The sequence below is a fragment of the Stenotrophomonas sp. YJH_SMC_8 genome (genome assembly GCF_059371315.1).
In genome coordinates, this window is record NZ_JCAFUL010000003.1 from 339,588 (window position 1) to 359,752 (window position 20,165).

At 67.1% G+C, this 20,165-nt stretch carries 24 protein-coding genes; 16 read left to right on the top strand and 8 right to left on the bottom strand.

What is annotated here, in order from left to right:
* Nucleotides 1-66 precede the first annotated feature (66 nt).
* Nucleotides 67-1,446, top strand: coding sequence for an aminotransferase-like domain-containing protein (locus tag AC5P88_RS05415; protein WP_495224513.1), 1,380 nt, complete (start codon nt 67-69; stop codon nt 1,444-1,446).
* Here the strand turns inward: AC5P88_RS05415 and AC5P88_RS05420 are convergent.
* Nucleotides 1,385-2,329: a LysR substrate-binding domain-containing protein gene (locus AC5P88_RS05420; protein WP_495224514.1), complete on the bottom strand. Its 945-nt coding sequence runs from the start codon at nt 2,327-2,329 to the stop codon at nt 1,385-1,387. The genes AC5P88_RS05415 and AC5P88_RS05420 overlap by 62 nt on opposite strands.
* Before the next feature lie 115 nt (nt 2,330-2,444).
* On the opposite strand from AC5P88_RS05420, the gene AC5P88_RS05425 reads away from it, so the two are divergent.
* Entirely contained in the window at nt 2,445-3,143 is a 699-nt protein-coding gene (locus AC5P88_RS05425; RefSeq protein ID WP_106549848.1) for a glutathione S-transferase family protein, read from the top strand.
* Between the two features lie 3 nt (nt 3,144-3,146).
* Here the strand turns inward: AC5P88_RS05425 and AC5P88_RS05430 are convergent, their stop codons facing one another.
* Nucleotides 3,147-3,638 carry a hypothetical protein gene (locus AC5P88_RS05430; protein WP_146146969.1) on the bottom strand — a complete coding sequence of 164 codons (492 nt, stop codon included), beginning with the start codon at nt 3,636-3,638 and terminating at the stop codon, nt 3,147-3,149.
* A 115-nt stretch (nt 3,639-3,753) separates the two neighbouring features.
* Here AC5P88_RS05430 and AC5P88_RS05435 point away from each other — a divergent pair, with 115 nt between their 5' ends.
* Nucleotides 3,754-4,428, top strand: coding sequence for a class I SAM-dependent methyltransferase (locus AC5P88_RS05435; RefSeq protein ID WP_111111552.1), 675 nt, complete (start codon nt 3,754-3,756; stop codon nt 4,426-4,428).
* Between the two features lie 3 nt (nt 4,429-4,431).
* On the opposite strand, the gene smqnr is transcribed toward AC5P88_RS05435, so the two are convergent.
* Nucleotides 4,432-5,079 carry a SmQnr family pentapeptide repeat protein gene (gene smqnr, locus AC5P88_RS05440; RefSeq protein WP_495224516.1) on the bottom strand — a complete coding sequence of 216 codons (648 nt, stop codon included), beginning with the start codon at nt 5,077-5,079 and terminating at the stop codon, nt 4,432-4,434.
* Between the two features lie 158 nt (nt 5,080-5,237).
* Between smqnr and AC5P88_RS05445 the strand changes: the two genes are divergently transcribed.
* A complete protein-coding gene (locus tag AC5P88_RS05445) occupies nt 5,238-6,014 on the top strand; it encodes a DeoR/GlpR family DNA-binding transcription regulator (protein WP_495224517.1) in 777 nt (258 codons plus the stop codon).
* Nucleotides 6,015-6,025: 11 nt separating this feature from the next.
* Entirely contained in the window at nt 6,026-7,159 is a 1,134-nt protein-coding gene (locus tag AC5P88_RS05450; protein WP_495224518.1) for an MFS transporter, read from the top strand.
* 9 nt (nt 7,160-7,168) lie between these two features.
* Here AC5P88_RS05450 and AC5P88_RS05455 read toward each other — a convergent pair whose 3' ends face one another.
* From AC5P88_RS05455 to AC5P88_RS05475, 5 genes are all read right to left on the bottom strand, one after another.
* Entirely contained in the window at nt 7,169-8,674 is a 1,506-nt protein-coding gene (locus tag AC5P88_RS05455) for a PepSY domain-containing protein (RefSeq protein WP_495224519.1), read from the bottom strand.
* Nucleotides 8,675-8,685: 11 nt separating this feature from the next.
* On the bottom strand, nt 8,686-10,824 hold the full coding sequence (locus AC5P88_RS05460; protein WP_495224520.1) for a TonB-dependent receptor: 2,139 nt from the start codon (nt 10,822-10,824) through the stop codon (nt 8,686-8,688).
* 129 nt (nt 10,825-10,953) lie between these two features.
* The gene (locus AC5P88_RS05465; RefSeq protein ID WP_495224521.1) at nt 10,954-11,340 is read right to left on the bottom strand and encodes a DUF2946 family protein; all 387 of its coding nucleotides are present in this window, start codon (nt 11,338-11,340) and stop codon (nt 10,954-10,956) included.
* Between the two features lie 211 nt (nt 11,341-11,551).
* Nucleotides 11,552-11,806: a hypothetical protein gene (locus AC5P88_RS05470; protein WP_005408345.1), complete on the bottom strand. Its 255-nt coding sequence runs from the start codon at nt 11,804-11,806 to the stop codon at nt 11,552-11,554.
* A gap of 11 nt (nt 11,807-11,817) precedes the next feature.
* A complete protein-coding gene (locus tag AC5P88_RS05475; protein ID WP_005408344.1) occupies nt 11,818-12,042 on the bottom strand; it encodes a hypothetical protein in 225 nt (74 codons plus the stop codon).
* A 487-nt stretch (nt 12,043-12,529) separates the two neighbouring features.
* Between AC5P88_RS05475 and AC5P88_RS05480 the strand changes: the two genes are divergently transcribed.
* The 11 genes from AC5P88_RS05480 to AC5P88_RS05530 all read left to right on the top strand — a co-directional run bounded on the left by AC5P88_RS05480 (nt 12,530) and on the right by AC5P88_RS05530 (nt 20,140).
* Nucleotides 12,530-14,866: a VapE domain-containing protein gene (locus AC5P88_RS05480; protein ID WP_495224522.1), complete on the top strand. Its 2,337-nt coding sequence runs from the start codon at nt 12,530-12,532 to the stop codon at nt 14,864-14,866.
* Entirely contained in the window at nt 14,867-15,142 is a 276-nt protein-coding gene (locus AC5P88_RS05485) for a DUF7696 family protein (protein WP_495224523.1), read from the top strand.
* A gap of 74 nt (nt 15,143-15,216) precedes the next feature.
* Nucleotides 15,217-15,444, top strand: coding sequence for a hypothetical protein (locus tag AC5P88_RS05490; protein WP_012510243.1), 228 nt, complete (start codon nt 15,217-15,219; stop codon nt 15,442-15,444).
* Nucleotides 15,445-15,485: 41 nt separating this feature from the next.
* Nucleotides 15,486-16,124: a deoxynucleotide monophosphate kinase family protein gene (locus tag AC5P88_RS05495; RefSeq protein ID WP_495224524.1), complete on the top strand. Its 639-nt coding sequence runs from the start codon at nt 15,486-15,488 to the stop codon at nt 16,122-16,124.
* Between the two features lie 153 nt (nt 16,125-16,277).
* The gene (locus tag AC5P88_RS05500) at nt 16,278-16,661 is read left to right on the top strand and encodes a hypothetical protein (protein WP_088431403.1); all 384 of its coding nucleotides are present in this window, start codon (nt 16,278-16,280) and stop codon (nt 16,659-16,661) included.
* A 353-nt stretch (nt 16,662-17,014) separates the two neighbouring features.
* The gene (locus tag AC5P88_RS05505; RefSeq protein WP_495224525.1) at nt 17,015-17,443 is read left to right on the top strand and encodes a helix-turn-helix domain-containing protein; all 429 of its coding nucleotides are present in this window, start codon (nt 17,015-17,017) and stop codon (nt 17,441-17,443) included.
* Complete coding sequence (locus tag AC5P88_RS05510; protein WP_043033662.1) at nt 17,440-17,790, top strand: hypothetical protein; 351 nt, start codon at nt 17,440-17,442, stop codon at nt 17,788-17,790. The genes AC5P88_RS05505 and AC5P88_RS05510 overlap by 4 nt, the downstream gene beginning before the upstream one ends.
* The gene (locus AC5P88_RS05515; protein WP_495224526.1) at nt 17,787-18,272 is read left to right on the top strand and encodes a glycoside hydrolase family 24 protein; all 486 of its coding nucleotides are present in this window, start codon (nt 17,787-17,789) and stop codon (nt 18,270-18,272) included. The genes AC5P88_RS05510 and AC5P88_RS05515 overlap by 4 nt, the downstream gene beginning before the upstream one ends.
* A complete protein-coding gene (locus AC5P88_RS05520) occupies nt 18,269-18,646 on the top strand; it encodes a hypothetical protein (RefSeq protein ID WP_495224527.1) in 378 nt (125 codons plus the stop codon). Before AC5P88_RS05515 ends, AC5P88_RS05520 begins: the two co-directional genes overlap by 4 nt.
* A 376-nt stretch (nt 18,647-19,022) precedes the next feature.
* The gene (locus AC5P88_RS05525; RefSeq protein WP_495224528.1) at nt 19,023-19,553 is read left to right on the top strand and encodes a hypothetical protein; all 531 of its coding nucleotides are present in this window, start codon (nt 19,023-19,025) and stop codon (nt 19,551-19,553) included.
* On the top strand, nt 19,550-20,140 hold the full coding sequence (locus AC5P88_RS05530) for a phage baseplate assembly protein V (RefSeq protein ID WP_111111536.1): 591 nt from the start codon (nt 19,550-19,552) through the stop codon (nt 20,138-20,140). The genes AC5P88_RS05525 and AC5P88_RS05530 overlap by 4 nt, the downstream gene beginning before the upstream one ends.
* Nucleotides 20,141-20,165: the final 25 nt, after the last annotated feature.

A 20,165-nucleotide genomic window follows, 5' to 3' on the forward strand; every position in this document is an offset into this window, starting at 1 on the left:
TCCCCAGCTACAATCCAGTACAGTTTCAAATAACTGTACTGCCCACACTTCCAGCACACTTTCACCATGACGCGCCCGCTTACCCGTATCGAATCAGTCATCCAGGCCGTCCGCACCCGCATCGGCACGCGGGTGGATGGCGCCGGTTCGCGCCTGCCCTCGGTACGCGCGCAGGCGGCGGCGATGGGCGTGTCGGTCTCCACCGTGGTCGAGGCCTACGAGCGCCTTGCCGCTGAAGGGCTGATCAGCGCGCGTGCCGGTTCCGGCTTCTATGTCAGTGGACCGGCCGCACCGCTTGCCCTGGCCGAGATGGAACCACGCCTGGACCGCGCGGTGGACCCGCTGTGGGTGTCGCGGCAATCGCTGGAAACACCGCCCGCGCACCTCAAACCGGGCTGCGGCTGGATGCCCAGCGACTGGCTGTACCACGACGGCATGCGCCGAGGCCTGCGTCGGCTGGCGCGCGGCGATGCTCCCCACCTGGTCGACTACGCCGGCCCGCTCGGCCTTCCACCGCTGCGCCATCTGCTGCAGCGACGTGCAGCTGCACTGGGAATCGACGCACCGATGGAGCAGATCCTGCTGACCGAATCCGGTACGCACGCGGTCGACCTGATCTGCCGTTTCCTGCTCAAGCCCGGCGACTGTGTGCTGGTCGACGACCCGAGCTATTTCAACTACCACGCCCTGCTGAAGGCGCACCAGGTGCAGGCGGTGGGTGTGCCCTACACGCACACCGGCCCGGATCTTGAAGCATTCGCGCAGGCGTTGCAGGCACATTCGCCGCGGCTGTACATCACCAATTCCGGCCTGCACAACCCGACCGGCGCGGTGCTAGCGGCCAGCACCGCGCACCGCCTGCTGGGCCTGGCCGAACGCAGCGAACTGATCATCATCGAAGACGACATCTTCGCCGACTTCGAACTGCAGCCGGCACCGCGCCTTGCTGCGCTGGACGGGCTTTCGCGGGTGATCCATGTCGGCAGCTTCTCCAAGACGCTGTCGGCGGCGTCGCGTTGCGGTTACATCGCCGCGCGCCACGACTGGATCGAAGCGCTGACCGATCTGAAGCTGGCCACCAGCTTCGGCGGCGGCCATCTGGCGATGCAGTTGATGCACATCGCGCTGACCGACAGTGGCTATCGCCGCCACATGCAATCGGTACGCTCGCGCCTGGCCGACGCGCGCCGGCACACACTGCGGAAACTGTACTCGCTGGGCATCACCCCGTGGCTGCAACCGGAAGCCGGCCTGTTCCTCTGGTGCCAGCTACCCGATGGCCGCGACGCCGCTGCGCTGGCACGGCAATGCCTGCGCGAAGGCATCGTGCTGGCCCCGGGCAACGCCTTCAGCCAATCGCAGCGCGCGGCCGACTATGTGCGCTTCAACGTCTCGCAGTGCCAGGACCCACGGATCTGGCAGGTGCTGGCACGGGCGCTGCAGTAAGCGCGTAATGCGCCACCAGCGCGTCCACCACCACCCGAACGCCCGGCAGCTGCCCACGACGATGCGGCAGCAGCACAGTGGTGGTGACCTCACCGGCATGCCACGCCGGCAGGACCTGCTGCAGGCGGCCAGCAGCGATGGCCGGCGCACACAGGCTGCAGGGCAGCACGGTAATCCCAAGTCCTGCTTCAGCCGCCGCGATCAGCAGCTGCGATTCGTTGCCGACCATCGCCACCTGCGGCTCCGCCAGCACAGTGCGGGCGCCAGCATCATGCAGCGTCCAGCGTGTTGCGTGGCGTGCAGTCAGCAGGCCGGCGTGCATGCGTAGTTGCTCGGGGGTATCCAATGCCGGCGCCGAGGCCAGATAGGCAGGCGACGCTACCAGCACGATGCGCTCGCTGCCCAGCGAGCGTTGCACCAAGCCGGAATCAGGCAGCGGACCGAAGTGGCTGCGGACGGCGATGTCGATGCCCTCCTGTGCCAGGTCGATGAAGCGATCGCTGGCCTCCACTTCGATGCGCAGGCGCGGATAGCGCCGTGCCAGCGCAGGCAGGCAGGCGGCAAGCGGGCCCTGCACCACCGGAATCGACGCGCTGATGCGCACGGTGCCGCTGGGCTCGGCCTGGCGGCCACGGACGATGGTTTCGGCCGCTTCCACTTCCGACAGCGCCGCGCGGGCACGTTCAAAGAATTCCTGGCCGATCTCGGTCAAGGCAAAACGGCGCGAACTGCGCTGCAGCAGGCGAACCTGCAGCTGATCCTCAAGCAGTGCCACGCGCTTGCTCAGGGTGGAGCGCGGCAGGCCCAGATGACGGCCGCCGGCGGCGAAGCCTCCCTGCTCCACCGCGGTCACGAACAGGGCCAGGTCGTTGAGGTTGAGCATGCGCAACGTCCACAAATGTGGACTTCAGGATGCCATTCGACTGGCTTCTGCCGCAATGTCCATGCAGGCACCCTTTCCCTACCCGCCGCTCTGCGGCTTCAACCGGAAACCTGCCATGACCCCGATCCTCTTCTACGGCGTACCTTCAGGCTGCTCGTTCGGCTCCATCGTTGCCCTCGAATGGCTGCGCCAGCCTTACCAGCTGTGCCGCATCGACATGCCCGGCCAGGTGCAGGGCGAAGACTATCGCCGCCTCAATCCGCTGGGAGAAACGCCCACCCTGCGCACCGCCGACGGTGAGCTGATCAGCGAGAGCCTGGCCATCCTCAACCACCTGGCCGCGCGCGGCATCGCCCAGGGCTGGGGCTTCGCACAGGGCACGCCCGGCTTCGACCGCCTCAACCAGCGGCTGGCCTACCTCAATACCAGCCTCTTCGGTGCCTATGCCCCGCTCTGGCACGCGCTGGAACACGCCGAAGGTGCCGACGGAGAGGCGCTGCGCCGCTACGGCACCGACAAGGTACGCCACGTGCATCAGTCGCTTGAGCAGATGATCGGCAACGGTCCGTGGCTGCTGGGCGAGCAGCGCAGCTTCGCCGATGCCTACTTCGCCGGCATCGCTCGCTGGAATGACTACCACCAGGTCGTCGATCGCCGCGCGTTCCCGAAGCTGCAGCAGCTGTTCGAACGCCTGCAGGACGATGCGGGCGTGCAGTTCGCGCATGCCATCGAAGCACAGCGGGCGGTCGCCAGCAGCGGTGGCTTCCTCGGCGAAGTGCGGCTGGAGGATGTGCTGGAAGCGGCTGCTGCGTAAGGACTAGCCCACCTGCGTGGTATCCGTGCCACGCAGGTAGGTTTCTGCAGGAATATCCAGCAACTGCGGACCGGACAGCGTTGCGCCGCGCAGATCAACCTCGGCGAACAATGCAGTGTTGACTGCGTCCATGGTGGAACTGCGCTGGGCCACCGCCTTGAACTGCGCGCGCGGCCCTTCGTGGTAGACCTGCAGCGCGCGGCGAACGGCCGGTGCGAATAGAGGTTCGCAGTCGAATGCAAACGTGTGCTCCTGCGCATCAGCATCACGCGCGGTGAAGGTCCTGGGGAGCGCCACGCCCTCCATGTGCCCGACCAGGGCCAGGCCGAACGCCTCGGGCAACCAGACCAGCAGCCGGCGCATCGGCCCGTACTCCACGCCCGCCTCGAGCATTGCCTGCTCGGCCTGCTCCAGCGATATGCCGTCCTGGCCAAGCAACGACAGCGCCAGCTCAAAGGCCTCGGCCGACGGCATCGGTGGTGGGCAGTGATCCATTTGCAGTGACCTTCAGCTCCAGGCAGGCGCGCACCTTAGGCAAAGCAGCACCAGCATGCAATGCCACTTGCACGCCGCGCTACAGTGGTATTTCCCCCGCAACAGGAATCCGCGCATGTCTTCGTTCTCCGATCCGCAGGCGGTGGCCCGCTACGCCGAAGGTCCACTGCGCCAGGTGCCGGGCTTTGTCGCCCTGCAGCAGATGAGCCGCCTGCTGCTGGCCGAACGGGTTCACGCACACGGCCGCGTGCTGGTGCTGGGTGCCGGCGGCGGACTGGAACTGAAGGCCTTTGCCGAAGCACAACCGGGCTGGCAGCTGCTGGGGGTAGATCCGGCCGCGCCGATGCTCGCCCTGGCCGAGCAGACACTGGGCCCGCTGATGTCGCGCGTGGAGCTGCTGGAAGGCTACATCGACGACGCTCCGGACGTGCGCTTCGACGGTGCCAGCTGCCTGTTGACCCTGCACTTCCTTGATACCACGCAGCGCCTGCACACACTGCGCGAGCTGCACAGGCGCCTGCATCCGGGTGCGCCACTGGTGGTGGCCCACCACAGCGTGCCGCAGGACGCGGCCGGCAAGCTGCGCTGGCTGCAACGCTATGCCGCGTTTGCCGAAGCCTCCGGCGTTGCCCGCGCCGACACACAACGCGCGATCGAGGCGATTGCCGAGCGGCTGCCGCTGCTGGCCCCCGAGCAGGAGGTCGCACTGCTGCAGGAGGCAGGTTTCGACGGCGTGGAGCTGTTCTACGCAGGCTTCAGCTTCAAGGGCTGGGTCGCCTACGCCGGTTGATGCCTACGGCACCACCGTGATGCCGATGCGCTGCATCAACAGCGCCACCTGCTGCACATCCAGCGTGGCCCCGCGCAGATTGGTGCTGCGCAGGTCCAGCTCGCCCAGCTCGGAACGGGTCAGGTCACAGTCGGTGAAGTTGGCGCTGTTCCAGTCGATGCCTTCGAACTGGCCACCGGACAGGTCCGAGCCAGCGAAGCTGGCGCCACTCACATTCGCACCGTCCCAGCGGTTCTCCCACAGCTCGCACTTTTCCAGCGTCACCCGCGAAAAATTGGCGTAGCGCAGGTTCGACTTCTTGATGAAGGCACCGCAGAACCAGCTGCGCGTGGTGATCTGGTTCATGAAGCTGGCGTTGCTGAAATCAGCGCCCTGCGCGCGGCACTCGCTGATCTCCAGGCCCAGCGCCTTGATGAAGCTGAAGTGGCACATGCTGATGTCGCAGCTGCGGAAGCTGGCCTCCTTCAGCGTGGCGCCATTGAAGCGGCAGCCCGCGCGGGTGTCGGCGTCATAGAAGCTGCAGTTGATGAACTCGGTACCGGTCAGGTCGGCGCCGGAAAAATCGCATTCGTGGAACTGCTGGTCGACCACTTTCTGGCCGGTGTACTGGTCCGCGCCGATGCGCAGCCTTCGGTGAACGGTGGGGGACATCGGGGATTCCATGCCAGGGCCCCGCCATGATGCCGGGCTTCGCAGGCGATCCAAAGGCCCGCGGCCTCAGATCGCCGGCAGGCCCGTCGCCGCCTCGCGCCCATTTGCACGAAATGCACGTTGTTGCACGTTTATGCATGAACGTGCAGACTTGCATCATGAGCTCCGATCCCAGCCCCCTCCCCGCCCAGCGCACCCGGCAGATCCTCGAGGAACTGCGCCAGCAGGGCCGCGTGGTGGCCGCCGAACTGGCGCCCCGCTATGCCGTTTCCGAAGATTCGATCCGCCGCGACCTGCGCGAACTCGCCGCCCAGGGCCTGTGCCAGCGCGTCTACGGCGGCGCCGTATTGCCGCCACCGAAGGAACGCCCACTGCGCGAGCGCCTGACCCGCGACCGCGGCGACAAGGCCGAACTGGCCGCCCGCGTCTGCGCACTGCTGCAGCCCGGCCAGGTGGTGCTGCTTGATGCAGGCTCGACCAATCTGGCCATTGCCCAGCAGCTGCCCGCCGCCCTCGGGCTGACGGTGATCACCAATGCCCCGCAGATCGCCACCGCCGCCAGCCTGCATGAAGGCACCTCCGTGCAGCTGATCGGCGGCCGCCTGGCCGGCGGTGGCGGTGCAGTCGGCGCCGAGGCATTGGCCCAGGTGCAGCGCCTGCGTGCCGACGTGTACCTGCCCGGCCCGTGCGCGGTGGACGGCGACACCGGCGTGTGGGCGATGGATGCCGAGGAAGCCACGCTCAAACGCGCGATGGTGGCCTGCAGCAGCCGCATCATCGTCGCCGCCACCACGGAGAAGCTCGGTGCCCGCGGCCACTGGCAGATCGCCAGCCTGGACGAGATCGACGATCTGGTGCTCACCACATCGGCACCGCCCGCGCTGGCCGCGCGTTTCCACGCCGCCGGCATCGCGGTACACCCCACTCCGCCCTGAGCTCATCTCCAATGTCCCTCGCCAACCGCGCGCGTGCCGAACAGCACGCGACCCGCGCTGCATTCTTCATTCCCGGCTTCGCCACCGCGCTGTGGGCCACGCTGGTGCCGTTCGCCAAGGCACACACCGACATCAACGACGCCACATTGGGCCTGGTGCTGCTCTGCCTCGGAGCGGGTTCGCTGCTGGCAATGCCCTTGTCCGGCGTGCTGGCCGCGCGCCTGGGCTGCCGCCGGGTGATGGTAGCCAGCAGCCTGCTGATCTGCCTGGCCGTTCCCGGCCTGGCATTGGCCAGCTCGGCGTGGGCGCTGGGCCTGGTGTTGTTCGTGTTTGGTGCCGCCGTGGGTGCGATGGACTGCACGATGAACGTACAGGCGGTGATCGTCGAGCGCGAGGCGCGTCGCGTGATGATGTCCGGCTTCCACGCCTTCTTCAGCATCGGCGGCTTCCTCGGCGCGGCCACCATGACCGTGCTGATGTCCGCGCGGCTGCCACCGCTGGCATCGGTACTGATCGGCGTTGCCGCCATGCTGCTGGTGATGTTGCTGTCAGCGTCGTACTGGCACAGCGAGCGCATGCCCCATGACACCCCGATGCTGGCCATGCCGCATGGCATCGTGCTGTTCATTGGCGTACTGGCCTTCGTCGCCTTCCTGGGTGAAGGCGCGATGCTGGACTGGAGCGCGGTGTTCCTCACAGATGTACGTCGCGTCGATGCCAGCCTGGCAGGCATCGGCTATGTGACCTTCACCCTGACCATGACCGTCGCCCGTCTGTTCGGCGATGCACTGGTCTCACGCATGGGACGCCAGCGCGCGATCGTGTTGGGTGCTCTGCTCGCTGCCAGCGGCATGCTGGTGCTGACTCTGGTCACGCCGTGGCAGATGTCGTTGGCAGGATACGTGCTGGTCGGCCTCGGCTGCGCCAACATCGCACCGGCGCTGTTCTCGCTGGCCGGCCATCAGAACCGCATGCCCGGCGCGCTGGCGATCACGGCCGTCTCCACGCTGGGTTTTGCCGGCATCCTCGCCGGCCCGGCACTGATCGGTTTCGCCGCCAACCACTTCGGCCTGATCGCTGCGTTCATCGGCGTGGCCATGGCCTTGCTGCTGGTGGCGGTGTCCACCCGTTGGCTGCGGGTGTAGTTTGCGGCATCAGCGCCGCCTTGGCCGCACCTTCATCCGCAACCGGCGGTAGCCAATCACCACGGCCGTCGCGCACAACGCCGTACCCGCAACGCTCAACAGCAGCAGAACAGCCAACCGGGTGCTGTCAAAGCGCAGCATCGCCGGCAGGTCCCAGCTGTGCAGGAAGTAGAACAGCCAGCGCCCGACACGCTCGCGATGTCCCATCGTCAGCAGCGGATCGCCGGTGGCCAGGTCGAGATAGACACGCGTCGCCTCGGCATCACCGAAGTCCGCCACCGCCACCGGGAAGCGGCGTACGGCTGCACCATTCATGGCTTCCGGTGCACGCGGGTAGAAGTACGCATCTGCTGCATGCTGGACCGCGAACGCCTGCATCGGCGCATCGGACATGGCGCGCGCCCTCTGCTGCAACCAGTCCACAGGCAGTTGCCGCAAGACCTGCAGCTCTCCATCTTCACTGGACACGATGCGGGTATCGCCCCGTCCGTCCAGCAACACTGCGAACAGCTCGCCGCCGATGCGCCGCCACTGGATCTCCACCGGCCTGAAGTGCCGGGCACCCGCGGCCGCCAGCAGTGCTGCAGGTTCACCCAGCATCCCATCCACGGCTGCCGCGCCGCCATGATAGCGCTCGCTGTCGATCGCCTCGCGCGTGCTGCTGAAGACGCCCAATGGATTCATCGACATCAGGCCGCTGAAGATCCAGGTGAACACGAATGCCGCTGCCACCAGCCCGATCAGGTGGTGCCAACGCATCCACGGCTCGACATACGGCGTCTTCGCGCCAGTGCGGTAGTGCCCACGGAAGCGCCAGCGCCACACACCCACCACGATGCCGCTGATTGCCGCCACCGTGCACAACGCTGAGAGCACGATCACCACCCACGTCCACACCGGATCTACCGACTGCATGCGCAGGAAGTACAGCCAGTGCAGCCACGCACCCACGTAATTCCAGCGCTGCTGCACGCGCGGCGCGTCCAGCACCACTTCGCCGGTGTGCGAGGACACATACACATCCCCCGGCTGCGCGCCGCCCACCTCGACCCGGTACAGTGGCCGATGCGCATCCAGCGCGCGCGAATGGGTCCAGCGGTCCTCACCCACGCGCATCGCCCCAACGAAGGCCTGCCCACCGGCGAACTGCGCGGCCGACGCTTCGGCGCGCTGGGCGGAAACCGGCAGCAGCGCCTGGCCGGTCCGTACCGACCACGCACCGACGTTGCTGCCGCTGCGCACTACATACGCCGCTTCACCACCCACCGTGGTCAGGGCCACGGCTTCCGGTTCGGCCTGTACAGCATCTGGCAGCGCCGACAGTCCTCGCCAATCCCCTGCGTCACCCAACACCGGCAACGCTGCCAGCCGCTCGCCGGGCGTCAACTTCGGGTAGCCGATGAACAGCATCACCATGCCGCTGACGAACCACAGCAGCATCAACAGGCATCCGCCGATGCCCAGCCAGCGGTGCACCAGATAGGTCCAGCGCCTGGCAGTGGATCGCAGCGACATGATGCGCGCCCTCAGAAGCGATGGTCGACGGTGAATTCGACGCGCCGGTCCGCACCCAGCAGCCATTGGGTACTGGTGTAGTACGCCGTGGCGTAGTACGCCTTGTCGAACACATTGAACAGGCGCGCCGACAACCGCGTGCGCGGTGACGCCTGCCAGGTCAGCGCCAGGTCGGTGGTGCTGTAGCCGGGCAGTTCCAGGGTGTCGGCATTGTCGGCGTAGCGCTTGCCGACGTAACGCACGCCTGCGGCCGCGCTCCAGTCGGGCAGGAACTGCCAGCTCACCCACACATTGGCCAGGCGCTCGGCCACGTTCGGCGGCACATTGCCATCGCGCGAGACCAGCACCGGCGGCGAACCGGTGGTTTCCAGGAAGTCATCGAACGTTGCCTTCAGCACCGTGGCATTGGCATCGAGCGCCCACCGCGGCGCGAAGCTCCAGTTCAACGATGCCTCGATGCCGCGCGAGGTCTGCGCGCCCACCTGTACCCGGCGATCCGGCACCAGCGGGTCGCGGCTGAGCAAGCCGGTCTTGCGGATGCGATAGGCCGCCAGGGTCCACTCGCCACCGTCGAACGCCTGCTTCAGGCCCACCTCGACCTGCCGTCCCTTGGCCAGGTCGAAGGCACCGTTGGACGGGCTGATCATCAGCAGGCCGCTGACCGGGTCCGCCGCCTGTGAGTACTGCGCGTAGAGGCTCAGCGTCGGCTGCAGCGCGAATACGGTGCCTGCACGCCAGCCGGTGCTGCTGTAGGTCTTCGAGAATGCTCTCTGGCCGCTGATCAGATCGGTGCGGTCGATGCGCGCGCGGTCATGGCGCAGCCCACCCAGCAACGACCAACGCTCGCTCAACGTCAGGTGGTCTTCCACGAACAGCGCGTACTGCTCGGCACCATTGCGATAGCGCGGCAGGTTCGGCGCATCGCTGGCGAACTGCCCCGGCACCGGATGGAACGGATCGACCGGGCCGGAGCTGCCGGCGTAGGTATTGTTGGTGTGCTTGAAGTGCGCACGGTTGGCGTCCAGGCCCACGGCAAAATTGTTCTGCAGGCCACCCACACTGCCCCGCACGCGCAGCGTCGAGGTCAGCCCGGTCTGGTCCTGGTTGTGGGTGATCTGGGTATTGCCCGAACGGTCGATCAACCCGGTTCGTGGGTTGTAGACATAGGCCTCGGCATTGCGCCAGTCGCGCTGGCTGTCGATCTGGTAGACGCGCGTGCGCCATTCCACGTTAGCGTTCGGTGTCCACAGCGCATCGAGTTGCGTCCAGCGGTCGCGATAGCGGATGTCGCTGTCTTCCACGTTGTAGTTGCGGTGGCGCAGTGCGTCCAACTGTCGGCCATCCACCAGCGGCGTACCGAAGTAGCGCATCGGCTTCTGGTGGCCCTGCGCATGGGTCAGGGTCAGCTTCAGGTCCGTACGCGGCTGCCACAGCAGTGCGCCGGAGAAGGTGGCATCACTGCTGCGCCCGCGATCGACCCAGCCACCGCTGTAGTTGCCGCTCACGTCCACGCGGTAGGCCAGCTCGGGGGTCAGCGCGCCGCCACTGCCGAAGCCCAGTCGCGCGGTGTCCTCGCTGCCCACGGTCACGCTGATCTCGTTCTCGATGGCACCGCGCGTCGGCTTCTTCGGCACGATGTTGATGACCCCGCCGATGGCACCATCGCCATGGATGACCGAGGCCGGACCGCGCAGTACTTCGATGCGCTCGATGGACCAGGTATCGAACGGGAACGTGATGCCCACGCCGCCGTACTGGCGCAGCCCGTCGTACAGGCGCATCACTGAAGCACCGTCGGTGAAGCCACGGCTGGACAGCGCACTCAGGCCGTTGCCCGGGTGCGGCATCGCACTGATCGCACCGGCGCGGCTGATCGCATCGTTGAGGTTGGTGTCGCCGCGCTGTTCCAGCTGCTCGCGCGAAATCACCGTCAGGCTGGCCGGCGTCTGCAGCACGCTCAGGCCCAACGCAGAGCCTGCGCTGGCGGTGGATGACAGCTCGCCGCTGCGGGTATCGATCACGCGTACGGTATCCAGCGTGGTCGGTGGTGCCGCATCGGTGGCAAGTACTGGGGCGGTGTGCAGGAGCAACGCGCACATGACAGGCTGCGTCGCCCGGCGCAGGCGCGCGGAGTTGGGGTTCGTTTTCATTTGTTCACGGCATGCAAGGCCACCCCGCAGTGGCGGGGCAGCAATCAGAAAGGGACAGACGCGCGCGTGCGGGCGCCGACCGTAGCCGGCAACCTCATGGAAGGACGGTCAATGCACCGCGCGTGTGGCTCAGGCAGCCATGAAGGCCGGTGGCCCGCGCGCTCCCAATGTGCCGCTGACCCGCTGCGGCAACGCCTGCACTACACCCCGCAACGCATGGCATATCGATACCATCGGTGCCAGCAGCAGCAATGCCGCCACCAGCAGGGTGATCAGCCGCGCGGCGATCAGGCAGTAGTCGCAGTCCACGCCCATCTCATGCTCGGCATGTGGATCGGCGGGCGGCTTCTTCGCGACCTCCCCCTGCTGCACCGCCATCGCGTGGTGGTCGTGATGGCCTTCCATCGCATGCTGCGCATGCTGGGAATGGTCCATCGCCGCCATCGGCACAGCCGCTGCAACGTGACCATGCGCCAGCCAGCGGCTCACCAGCGGGGCAAGCAGCACCAGCAGCATGGCTAGCCATGCCAGGGCCTGGAACCGGCGGTGGAGGACAGAACGACGCACCCGGCCATTCTACGGGCCTGCGACCAACCTTGGACCACGTTCAGGGTTTCCCTGCTGCCGGTGCGACGTTATGACGCAGCCTCCAGCGCAGGGAATCGTCCACTGCCCGAGGGGGACGGAAGGCAGCCTGGCCGGCCCCTTCCGTCCCCGCACCGGATGACTAGAACCGCGCCGGCTGCTGCACCGCGCGCTCCAGGAACATGACACCCGCCTGCAGGCTGTTGCGGGCGTTCTCCAACCAGCGCTCCGGATCGGCTACCGCGAATCGCTCCTGTGCATCCACATCACCCGAGTCGGCCAGATCAGCCAGCTGCAGATGGATGTGGTTCTCCACCAGGCTCACCAGCACGGCGAGCTCGGCCGATAAACCGGCGATGCGTTCGGTGAAGCCAGCGTCGTTGCTGTTCAGAGACATGTCCCCTGTTCCTATGCGTTGCGGTGTTGATGGATGGCTTCGAAACGCTCGGCACAGGCAGGCCCACAGAACAGCCTTGCCGGATCGTTGTCGAAGTCTTCGCTGCAGTCCGGGTTGTGGCATTCCCCCATGGGAGTGAGAGGGGCAACGTTGCTGGCCCGCGTTGCGTGCTGGGCAAGGGCGCGTTGCAGGTGGCGCGCTTCCATTTCCTGCGCTTCGTCGATGGTGTCCGTCATGCGGGTTGTATTTTATCGAGGGGTGGTCGCACCGATTGAGAACGTCGCAACGACCGTCAACGACGCGGATTCCGCGGCGGATCGGCGTTCGTGGTTGCAGTGGATTTCAGGCATGCAGGCTCCTTGTGCACGGGCGCCCGAAGGCGCGGTGGAGAGAAACGAAGGGCCGTCGCTGACGGCGATCGCATCATCCGAAAACCGGTTCTCGCCAACTGCGACGCATCGGTGTGATCACATCGATCTGCGAACGCCATCGCAGATCCAACGAGTGCTTGACGGCCCGATCGCGATCAGGGATGCAAGGTGCTGGAAGGTGTTGCAAATGGAGGCCCATTCCGACACCATGACCGTGCCACCACCTCCCATCACATCCTGACCACACTGCGTCGGTCGGCCATTGCGTGACCTGCACACGCCAGACACTGCACAGCACGGTGGCCGCCATCGACCACAGTGGACCGATCCACGTTCCCAGGGGCCCCGTCGAATGCACACACCGCATCCCACGCAGGACATCGTTCCCGCGTTCCTGCAGGCCATGCACGCGCACGGCATCGTGCCGGACGCGCGCGGCCGCGACGCGCTCAATGCCGATGGCACCCTGGTGCGCTTCCATGTGGAAGGCGACCGTCGTGGCACGCGCAACGGGTGGGCCGTGTTGTTTGGAGACCATGTGCCGGCCGGCGAGTTCGGCAGCTGGCGGACCGGCACCCGCCATGCCTGGTGCGCGAAATCGCCGACCGCGTTGAGTGCGGCCGAGCAGCGCGCCATCCGGCAACGCCAGGAAGCGGCCCGCAGCGAGCGCGAACGGCATCAGCGCCAGCGCGAGGACGCCGCCGCCAAGGCCGCCAACGTGCTGTGGAACCGTGCCATTCCCGCCGACGTCCAGCACCCCTATCTGGTACGCAAGGGCATCCACGCACATGGCCTGCGCGTGGCGCCGTGGCCGGTGCGCAACAGCGATGGCCTGGTCTTCCGCCATATCGACAATGTCCTGCTGGTGCCGGTGATGAACAGCGCGGGCCGTATCGTCTCGTTGCAGGCGATCTTTCCCCGCGTGGATCCAGCACTTGGCCGCGACAAGGACTTCCTTTCCGGTGGCCGCAAGCAGGGCTGCTTCCATGTCATCGGCAAGCCGGCCCCTGGCCAACCGATCGCCATTGCAGAGGGCTATGCCACCGCCGCATCCATCCACCAGGCCACGGGCTGGTGCGTGGTGGTGGCCTGGGATGCAGGCAACCTTGGCGCGGTCGCCCGGGCCTGGCGCGGCGCCATGCCCGACGCATCGTTCGTGCTGTGTGCCGACAACGATCAATGGACGCGGCAGCCGCTGGACAATCCGGGCGTCACCCTGGCCACGCAGGCTGCCGCGGACATCGATGCCCGCGTGGCCTGGCCCGAGTTCGCCGCGCTGCATGGCGACGATGACCGTCCTACCGACTTCAACGACCTGCACCTGCGTGAAGGGCTGGACGCCGTGCGTACCCAGCTGTTGCCTCCCGCACCGCCCGCAGCAGGCGACGACGTGGCGCCGGACGATGCGCCGTCATCGGCCAGCGCGCGTTACCAGGTGCCTGGCAACCTGTCCGCATTCGATGCCTTCACCCCGTTTCCCGACACCAGCGCGCGCGGGCGGCCGTTGCCAACGGCCCGCAACCTGGCCGAGCTGTGCCGCCGTACCGGTGTGACCGTGCGCTACAACGTCATCCGCAAGGATCTTGAGATTCTGGTCCCTGGGCTGCACACGACCGTGGACAACGCCAAGGAAGTCGCGGCTGGCGAAGTGATGGATTGCATGCACCGCGCCGGCATGGCCACCGCCAGCTTCGAGACCAACCTGTGCCAGGTGGCCGAAGCCAATCCCTACAACCCGGTCGCAAGCTGGATCACCTCACGGCCGTGGGATGGCCAGTCCCGCCTGCAGGCGTTCTTCGACACCGTGCAGGAAGCCCAGCCCACGCGCATGGCCGACGGCCGCGTGCTGAAGGAGGTCCTGATGAGGCGCTGGCTGATCTCCGGCGTGGCGGCCGCCTTTGAGCCCGATGGCGTGGTCGCGCGCGGCGTACTGACGTTCGTCTCGAAACAGAACCTGGGCAAGACGCGCTGGGCACGGCAACTGGCGCCGGCGGAGCTGCAACTGATCGCTGACGGGGTGGTGCTCGATCCGGCCAACAAGGACAGCGTCAAGCAGGTCATCTCCAAGTGGATCGTCGAACTGGGCGAAGTCGATGCCACCTTCCGCCGTACCGATATCGCGGCGCTGAAATCATTCATCTCGCGCAGCCATGACGAGATCCGCCGCCCCTACGCGCGCACCGAATCCCGCTATGCACGGCGCACCATCCTGTTTGCCAGTGTCAACGACGAACGCTTCCTGCGCGATGCCACCGGCAACACCCGCTGGTGGACCGTGCACGCCGTAGCATTGGGCGAACCGGCGCGGATCGACATGCAGCAGGTCTGGGCAGAGGCCCATGCGTTGTACTGCAGCGGCGAGACCTGGCACTTGAGTGCCGAGGAACTGGATGCGCTGAATGCAACCAACAGCGAACACGAACCCATCTCGCCGATCGCCGAACTGATCGATCGCCATTTCGACTGGTCGCTCCCTGCCGAACACTGGAGCGCGCATTACCGCGCCACCGAGATCGTCATCGCGGTTGGCATCGACAAGCCCAACCGTCGCGAGGTGAACGAGGCCGCCGCCTACGTGGTCAAACGCCATGGCGTACGCACCCGCGTGGTGGGCAAGGAGCGGGCCAAGGTCTGGCTGATGCCAGAGCGCAGACGCAGTCTCGCCGAGCATCCGGCAGGCCCGTTCTAGATGCCACGCATCCATGATGGTCGCGACGTTGACAGCAGCAGCGTCGACTGGCGCCTGCACTGCGAAGCACGTCGCCTGCTGCAACTGGACGGCTACCGGCGCATGGGCAACGACGGGCGCTGGACGGCGGTCAGTCCGCGCCGGCATCGCCAGCAGTATCTCGAGGGTGTCCTGGCCGCACGCGGCGCGGTCGAGCGTGAGCGCCTGGCAGCAGCGGCATTACGGCTGTGGACCGCCAGCCCGCCCGGTCGGCCACGTCGAGACGACAGTAGATGAAAGGTGTTGACTGAGATCATCTACAGAGGCAAGATGGCTGTATCGGCCCGCCACCTTCCAGGAGCGCTTCCGCCATGCCACATCCCCGACTGCATGCCTTCGAAGGTGAGCAGCTGACCGTGCAGCAGATCCACCAGCGGGTACCGGTACTGTCCGAGCGGACCATCCGCGACCACCTTGCTGCCGGCCGGCGTACCCGCACCGCCATGCTGTGCTTTGACCCGATCGCCGCGGCGGCCCGGGGGGGGCGCATTACCCAGCGCATCCTCCGCGCCCGCAGCCTCGCCGGTCGCGATTCCTGATCCTCCGGCACCTGCCGCATTTCTCCAGGAGTAGATTCCGCATGATTCCCGCCTCCCCCGACAGCGGTCATCGCATGATTGCCGACACACTGGCCGCGTTCCGTGCCGGCCCTGCACTGGGCAGCGTCGCCCTGCGGCCGGCGCCGCGCGCGCGCGTACCGCTCTACATCGGCATCGCCGGCAGCAAGCGCTCGGGCAAGGACACACTCGCCAATGGGCTGGCATCGGCGTTGGCGCTGCCACGCGACAGCTTCGCGGCCCCACTGCGCCAGTTTGTCGCCTCCCTCCTCGGGCTCTCCCTGCATGAACTGGACCGCCGCAAGGAGGACGCCATCGATTGGCTGGCCGAACTCACCCCGCGCCACCTGATGCAGACCGCCGGTACCGAATGGGGGCGTGACCGCGTCCATCCCGAACTGTGGGTACGCTCGCTGTTCGCACGCCTGCCCGAGGGCGGGCTGGTACCCGACGTCCGCTTCGCCAATGAGGCGCGCGCGATCCACCGCCGCGGTGGTGTCGTGATCCGCGTCAACCGCCCGGGCCATTGCAGCAATGGCCTTCATGCCAGCGAGCAACAGCTGCCGCATGAACTGGTCGACATCGAAGTCGACAACGACGGCACCCCGGCCGATCTGGTCCGCAGATCACTGGACCAGCTGCTGTCGCGCGGCCTGATCTGAGCCGGAACCGGGGTCGGCTGTGCGGCCCCGTCCGCTGAACCCACCGTAGGCCACGACCCATCATCGGCGAAAATGATGTAAGGTCATCCCCCATCACCGACGACACCTGTCGTCACCCTGCATCCCCAACCCATTCCGCAAAGAGGAAACGCCATGGAGGTCGAACAGTTCACGTCGACGCGCCTGAAGGCCATCGAGTTGTTCAAGTCCCAGCCCAAGGGCAGCAAGGACAACGTGAGCCTGGATGCGATCTTCATCTCGCTGTGCACGCTGGCCACTGCCCAGGCCGATGCTGGCAGCAGCCGGCAGGCGCGCACCGTGGCCCGCCCGGGCAACCAGCAGCCGCCCGCGCCATGGTTCGTCGAAACCCTCGCCGCCCTGAAGGGCAAGGGCGAGTCGATCACCGTGGCGCGCTTCCTGATGTTCGCCAACCGCTTCCCGGTCAAGCGCATGGACCAGGTCAACGCGGCACGCTGGCTGCGCGACGCCGGGTACATCCCCCGCAAGACCGGCGGCAACCTGGTATTCGATCTTTGATCCAGCGCCTCCTGCAGTCCTGAAGCCCCGGCATCGTCCGGGGCTTTTTTTTTCCGGCCAGTACACGGCGCATGAGGCCATGCGGCGGGGGCCGTCCTCACCCTGTACCTGCCCCATCCCCTTGATCTGCCTCCGTTCCTGCCAGGTGAGGACAACGAGTACGGATGTACAGGAAAACATCAGCGGCCAGTGCAAGCGGATACGGCGCACTGCAAGCAGGCGGGGCGTGCTCCTCACCCGTCCTCGCGCACGACTGAACGTCTTCAGCACACCGATATAAAAGTAGATGAAAGGTGTTGACTGGACAGGCGGGATGGCAACAGTGGAGATCAATGCCACTGAAGACATCCTCCATGAACGCCCTGCCCGACAGTATCCAGACCCTGGCCGAGGTCATCGGCGAATCCGCAGCCCTCACGCTGGTGCGTGCGTGGCCGCCGACCACCTCCAGCACCACCGGCCGTCACCGCGTCATCGTCTACGTCCCCTCCACCCTGCCCGACCAGCATCGGCTGATCGACATCCTTGGCCACGACGCCGCCCGGCGGCTGGTCGCGCACTTCGGCGGCGAACTGTTGTTCCTGGCGTCCTGCTTCGCTGCCGGCGCGCACGAACGCCGTGAGCAGATCGCCCGCGCGGTCGCCAGCGGCATGCCGCGCGACCATGTCGCGCGTGAGTTCGGCGTCTCACAGACCACCATCAAGCGCGCCCTGCGCGGTGCGCGCAGCGCGCTGCCACCGGCGGTCCATCCGGCCCTGCTCAAGGGGTACGCACGCGCATGAACGAGAGCGACCTGCTGGCGGGCGTGCCGGATTGGGCCAAGTACCTGGGCGGGACCTCGGGCGTGCTGATCGCGGTGTCGTTGTGGCTGCGCCAGTGGCTGTCGTCGGCCAAGGTCGACCGCACCGCCGATGAAGCCACCAGCAACACCCTGCGCACCCTGCAGGAACAACTCGCGGCCGAACGTACACGCGCCGACGGACTGATGCACGAACGCGAGGCAATGGCCCAGGAGATCGGGCAGCTGCGCGGTGAGGTCAGCGCCCTGCGTGCACAGATCGCCCAGCAGAGCGTACAGATAGACGCCCTGCTGGCCCTGGTTCGCAAGCAACCAGGAGCGGCCGCATGACCGTCGCCGCCGCCAGCGCCCTCGGTGGCACCAACGTCGCTGCGTTCCTGGACATGCTGGCCGTGTCCGAAGGCACCGACATTCCGGGCCAGCGCTCACGTGACCACGGCTACGACGTCATCGTCGGCGGCCAGTTGTTCACCGACTACCGCGACCATCCCCGCGTGCTGGTGTCGCTGCCGCGCTATGGCATCAAATCCAGCGCCGCCGGCCGCTACCAGTTCCTGCGCAGCACCTGGGACGACCTGCGCGCACGCCTGGGCCTGCCCGACTTCGGCCCGGTCTCGCAGGACCGTGCGGCGGTCGCCCTGTTGAAACAATGCGGTGCCTACGAGTTGATCCGGCTGGGACGCTTCGATGCCGCCGTCACGGCGGCACGGCGCATCTGGGCGTCGCTGCCAGGCGCCGGCTACGGGCAGAAGGAGCAGGCACTGGAAACGCTGCGCGCGGCCTACCGTGCCGCCGGCGGAGCCCTGCAGTGACGCCCGGGGCACTGAGGCTGGGCATCGGACTGCTGGTCCTTGCCGGCAGCCACGCGAGCTGCGCCTGGCTGGGATGGACCTTGCGCGACCGCAGCGCGGACCTTGCCGCTGCCACCACCCTGGCAGCGCAGCAGGCGGCCCGCACCGATGCAGCCCAGCGCGCGCACCAGCAGGCCCTCGCCAACAACGCCGCAGGCGCGCAGGCCGAATCACAGCGCCTGGCCCGGCAGTCCCGGCGCACCGAACAGTTCAACACCCTGCAACGGGACATCGAGACCCATGCCAAGACTCCTGGCCGTGATCGCGGCGACGCTGACGCTGAGTTCGTGCGCATCTGGCGCGAGGCCAACGCCGGCCACGCCCTGCCGCGCTGATCTCAGCATCGCACCTGCCCAGCTGCTTCCCCCGCCCCGCCTGCCGGACCTGCACGCGGCCAGCGATGACGCGCTGCTGCGCAATCACGTTGCCGTCGCACAGCAGTACCACGCGCTGGCCGACCAGCTGAGTGCGCTGCTGTGCAGCCTCGGCAACCAGCGCGGCATCACCATCAATGGCGCCGCGCCGGCAGCACCTGCCGACTGCAGCAGCAGCACCACTCCCGCGCACTGAGCTTTCCGGATAAGGCCACGCCTGCAATGCCGCCCCACTGCGGTGATGGCAACACTGGCTGCAGACCGCGCGCGCCGCACAGGCCACGCCCTTCTTCCCTTCCCTGCATGAGCTGACATGGCGAACGATCCCTTCCCTCCTATGCTCGATCCGCTGATTGCCGCGATCGAAGCCGCAATCCGTGCACGCTTTCCGGGGTTTGCAAGCATCGAGTTCCATCGCGACGCCAGCGCTGAGGGGATGCCCCTGCCGGCCTGCCTGCTGGCGATGACCCGCTGTGACCGCAGCAGGGACAACAATGATGGCAGTGGCCTTCTGCAGGCCACACTGCGCTTCGAAGCACGCATTGCGCTGCCGGCAACCGATGCAACCGCAGCGCTGCAGCTGCGCAACGCGGCCCTCGCCCTGGCGACCTGGCTGCACCAGCTCGGCCGCTTTCCCGGCGTTGCCAGCGGTGCGATCGATGTGATCGCGGCATTGCCCGAAGACCCAACGGCAGCACGGCCGGGCCTGCGCAGCTGGATCGTCGAATGGTCGCTGCCGGTCGCACTGGGCGACAACCCGTGGGACGACGCCGGTGGCGTGGTGCCGCAGGCGTCCTACAGCTTCGCGCCGGAGATCGGCAGCGCCCATGAGCCCCGCTACCAGCCGTTGCCGGAGCGCGCACGATGAGCGCCGAACACGCGCGGTTGATCGGCAACCTGCTGATGATCGGTGTGGTACGCGAGCTGGACGAAGCGAACGGGCGCGTTCGCGTCGATGCCGACGGCATGCTTACCGACTGGATTCCCTGGCTGGAGCGCCGCGCGGGGCCGGGCATGCGCAGCTGGTGCGCGCCCGAACCAGGCGAGCAGGTCGTGCTGGCGTGCCCCTATGGCGACCCCGGCCAGGCGCTTGTACTCGGCAGCCTGTACCAGGACCGCTTTCCGCCGCCGGCCGACTCGCGCCTGCGGCAACGCACCGAGTTCGCCGACGGCAGCACCGTCGAGTACGACCAGGAAACCACCACGCTCAACGTCCATGTCGGCAGCGGCAAGGTCATCGTCACCTGCGCGAATGCACAGGTGATCGCCAGCGAATCGGTGCTGCTCGACACGCCGTCGCTGAAGGCCACCGGCGATCTGCAGGTGACCGGCGCGATCAGCGCCGGCAAGGACATCAGCACACCCGGCGAGGTCAAGGCTGGCGCCATCGGCCTGAAGGCACACAAGCACACCGCACAGGGCCCAACCGCCCCCACCACGCCCGCGCAGCCCTGAGCGGCCACGCCTGCAATGCCCTGAA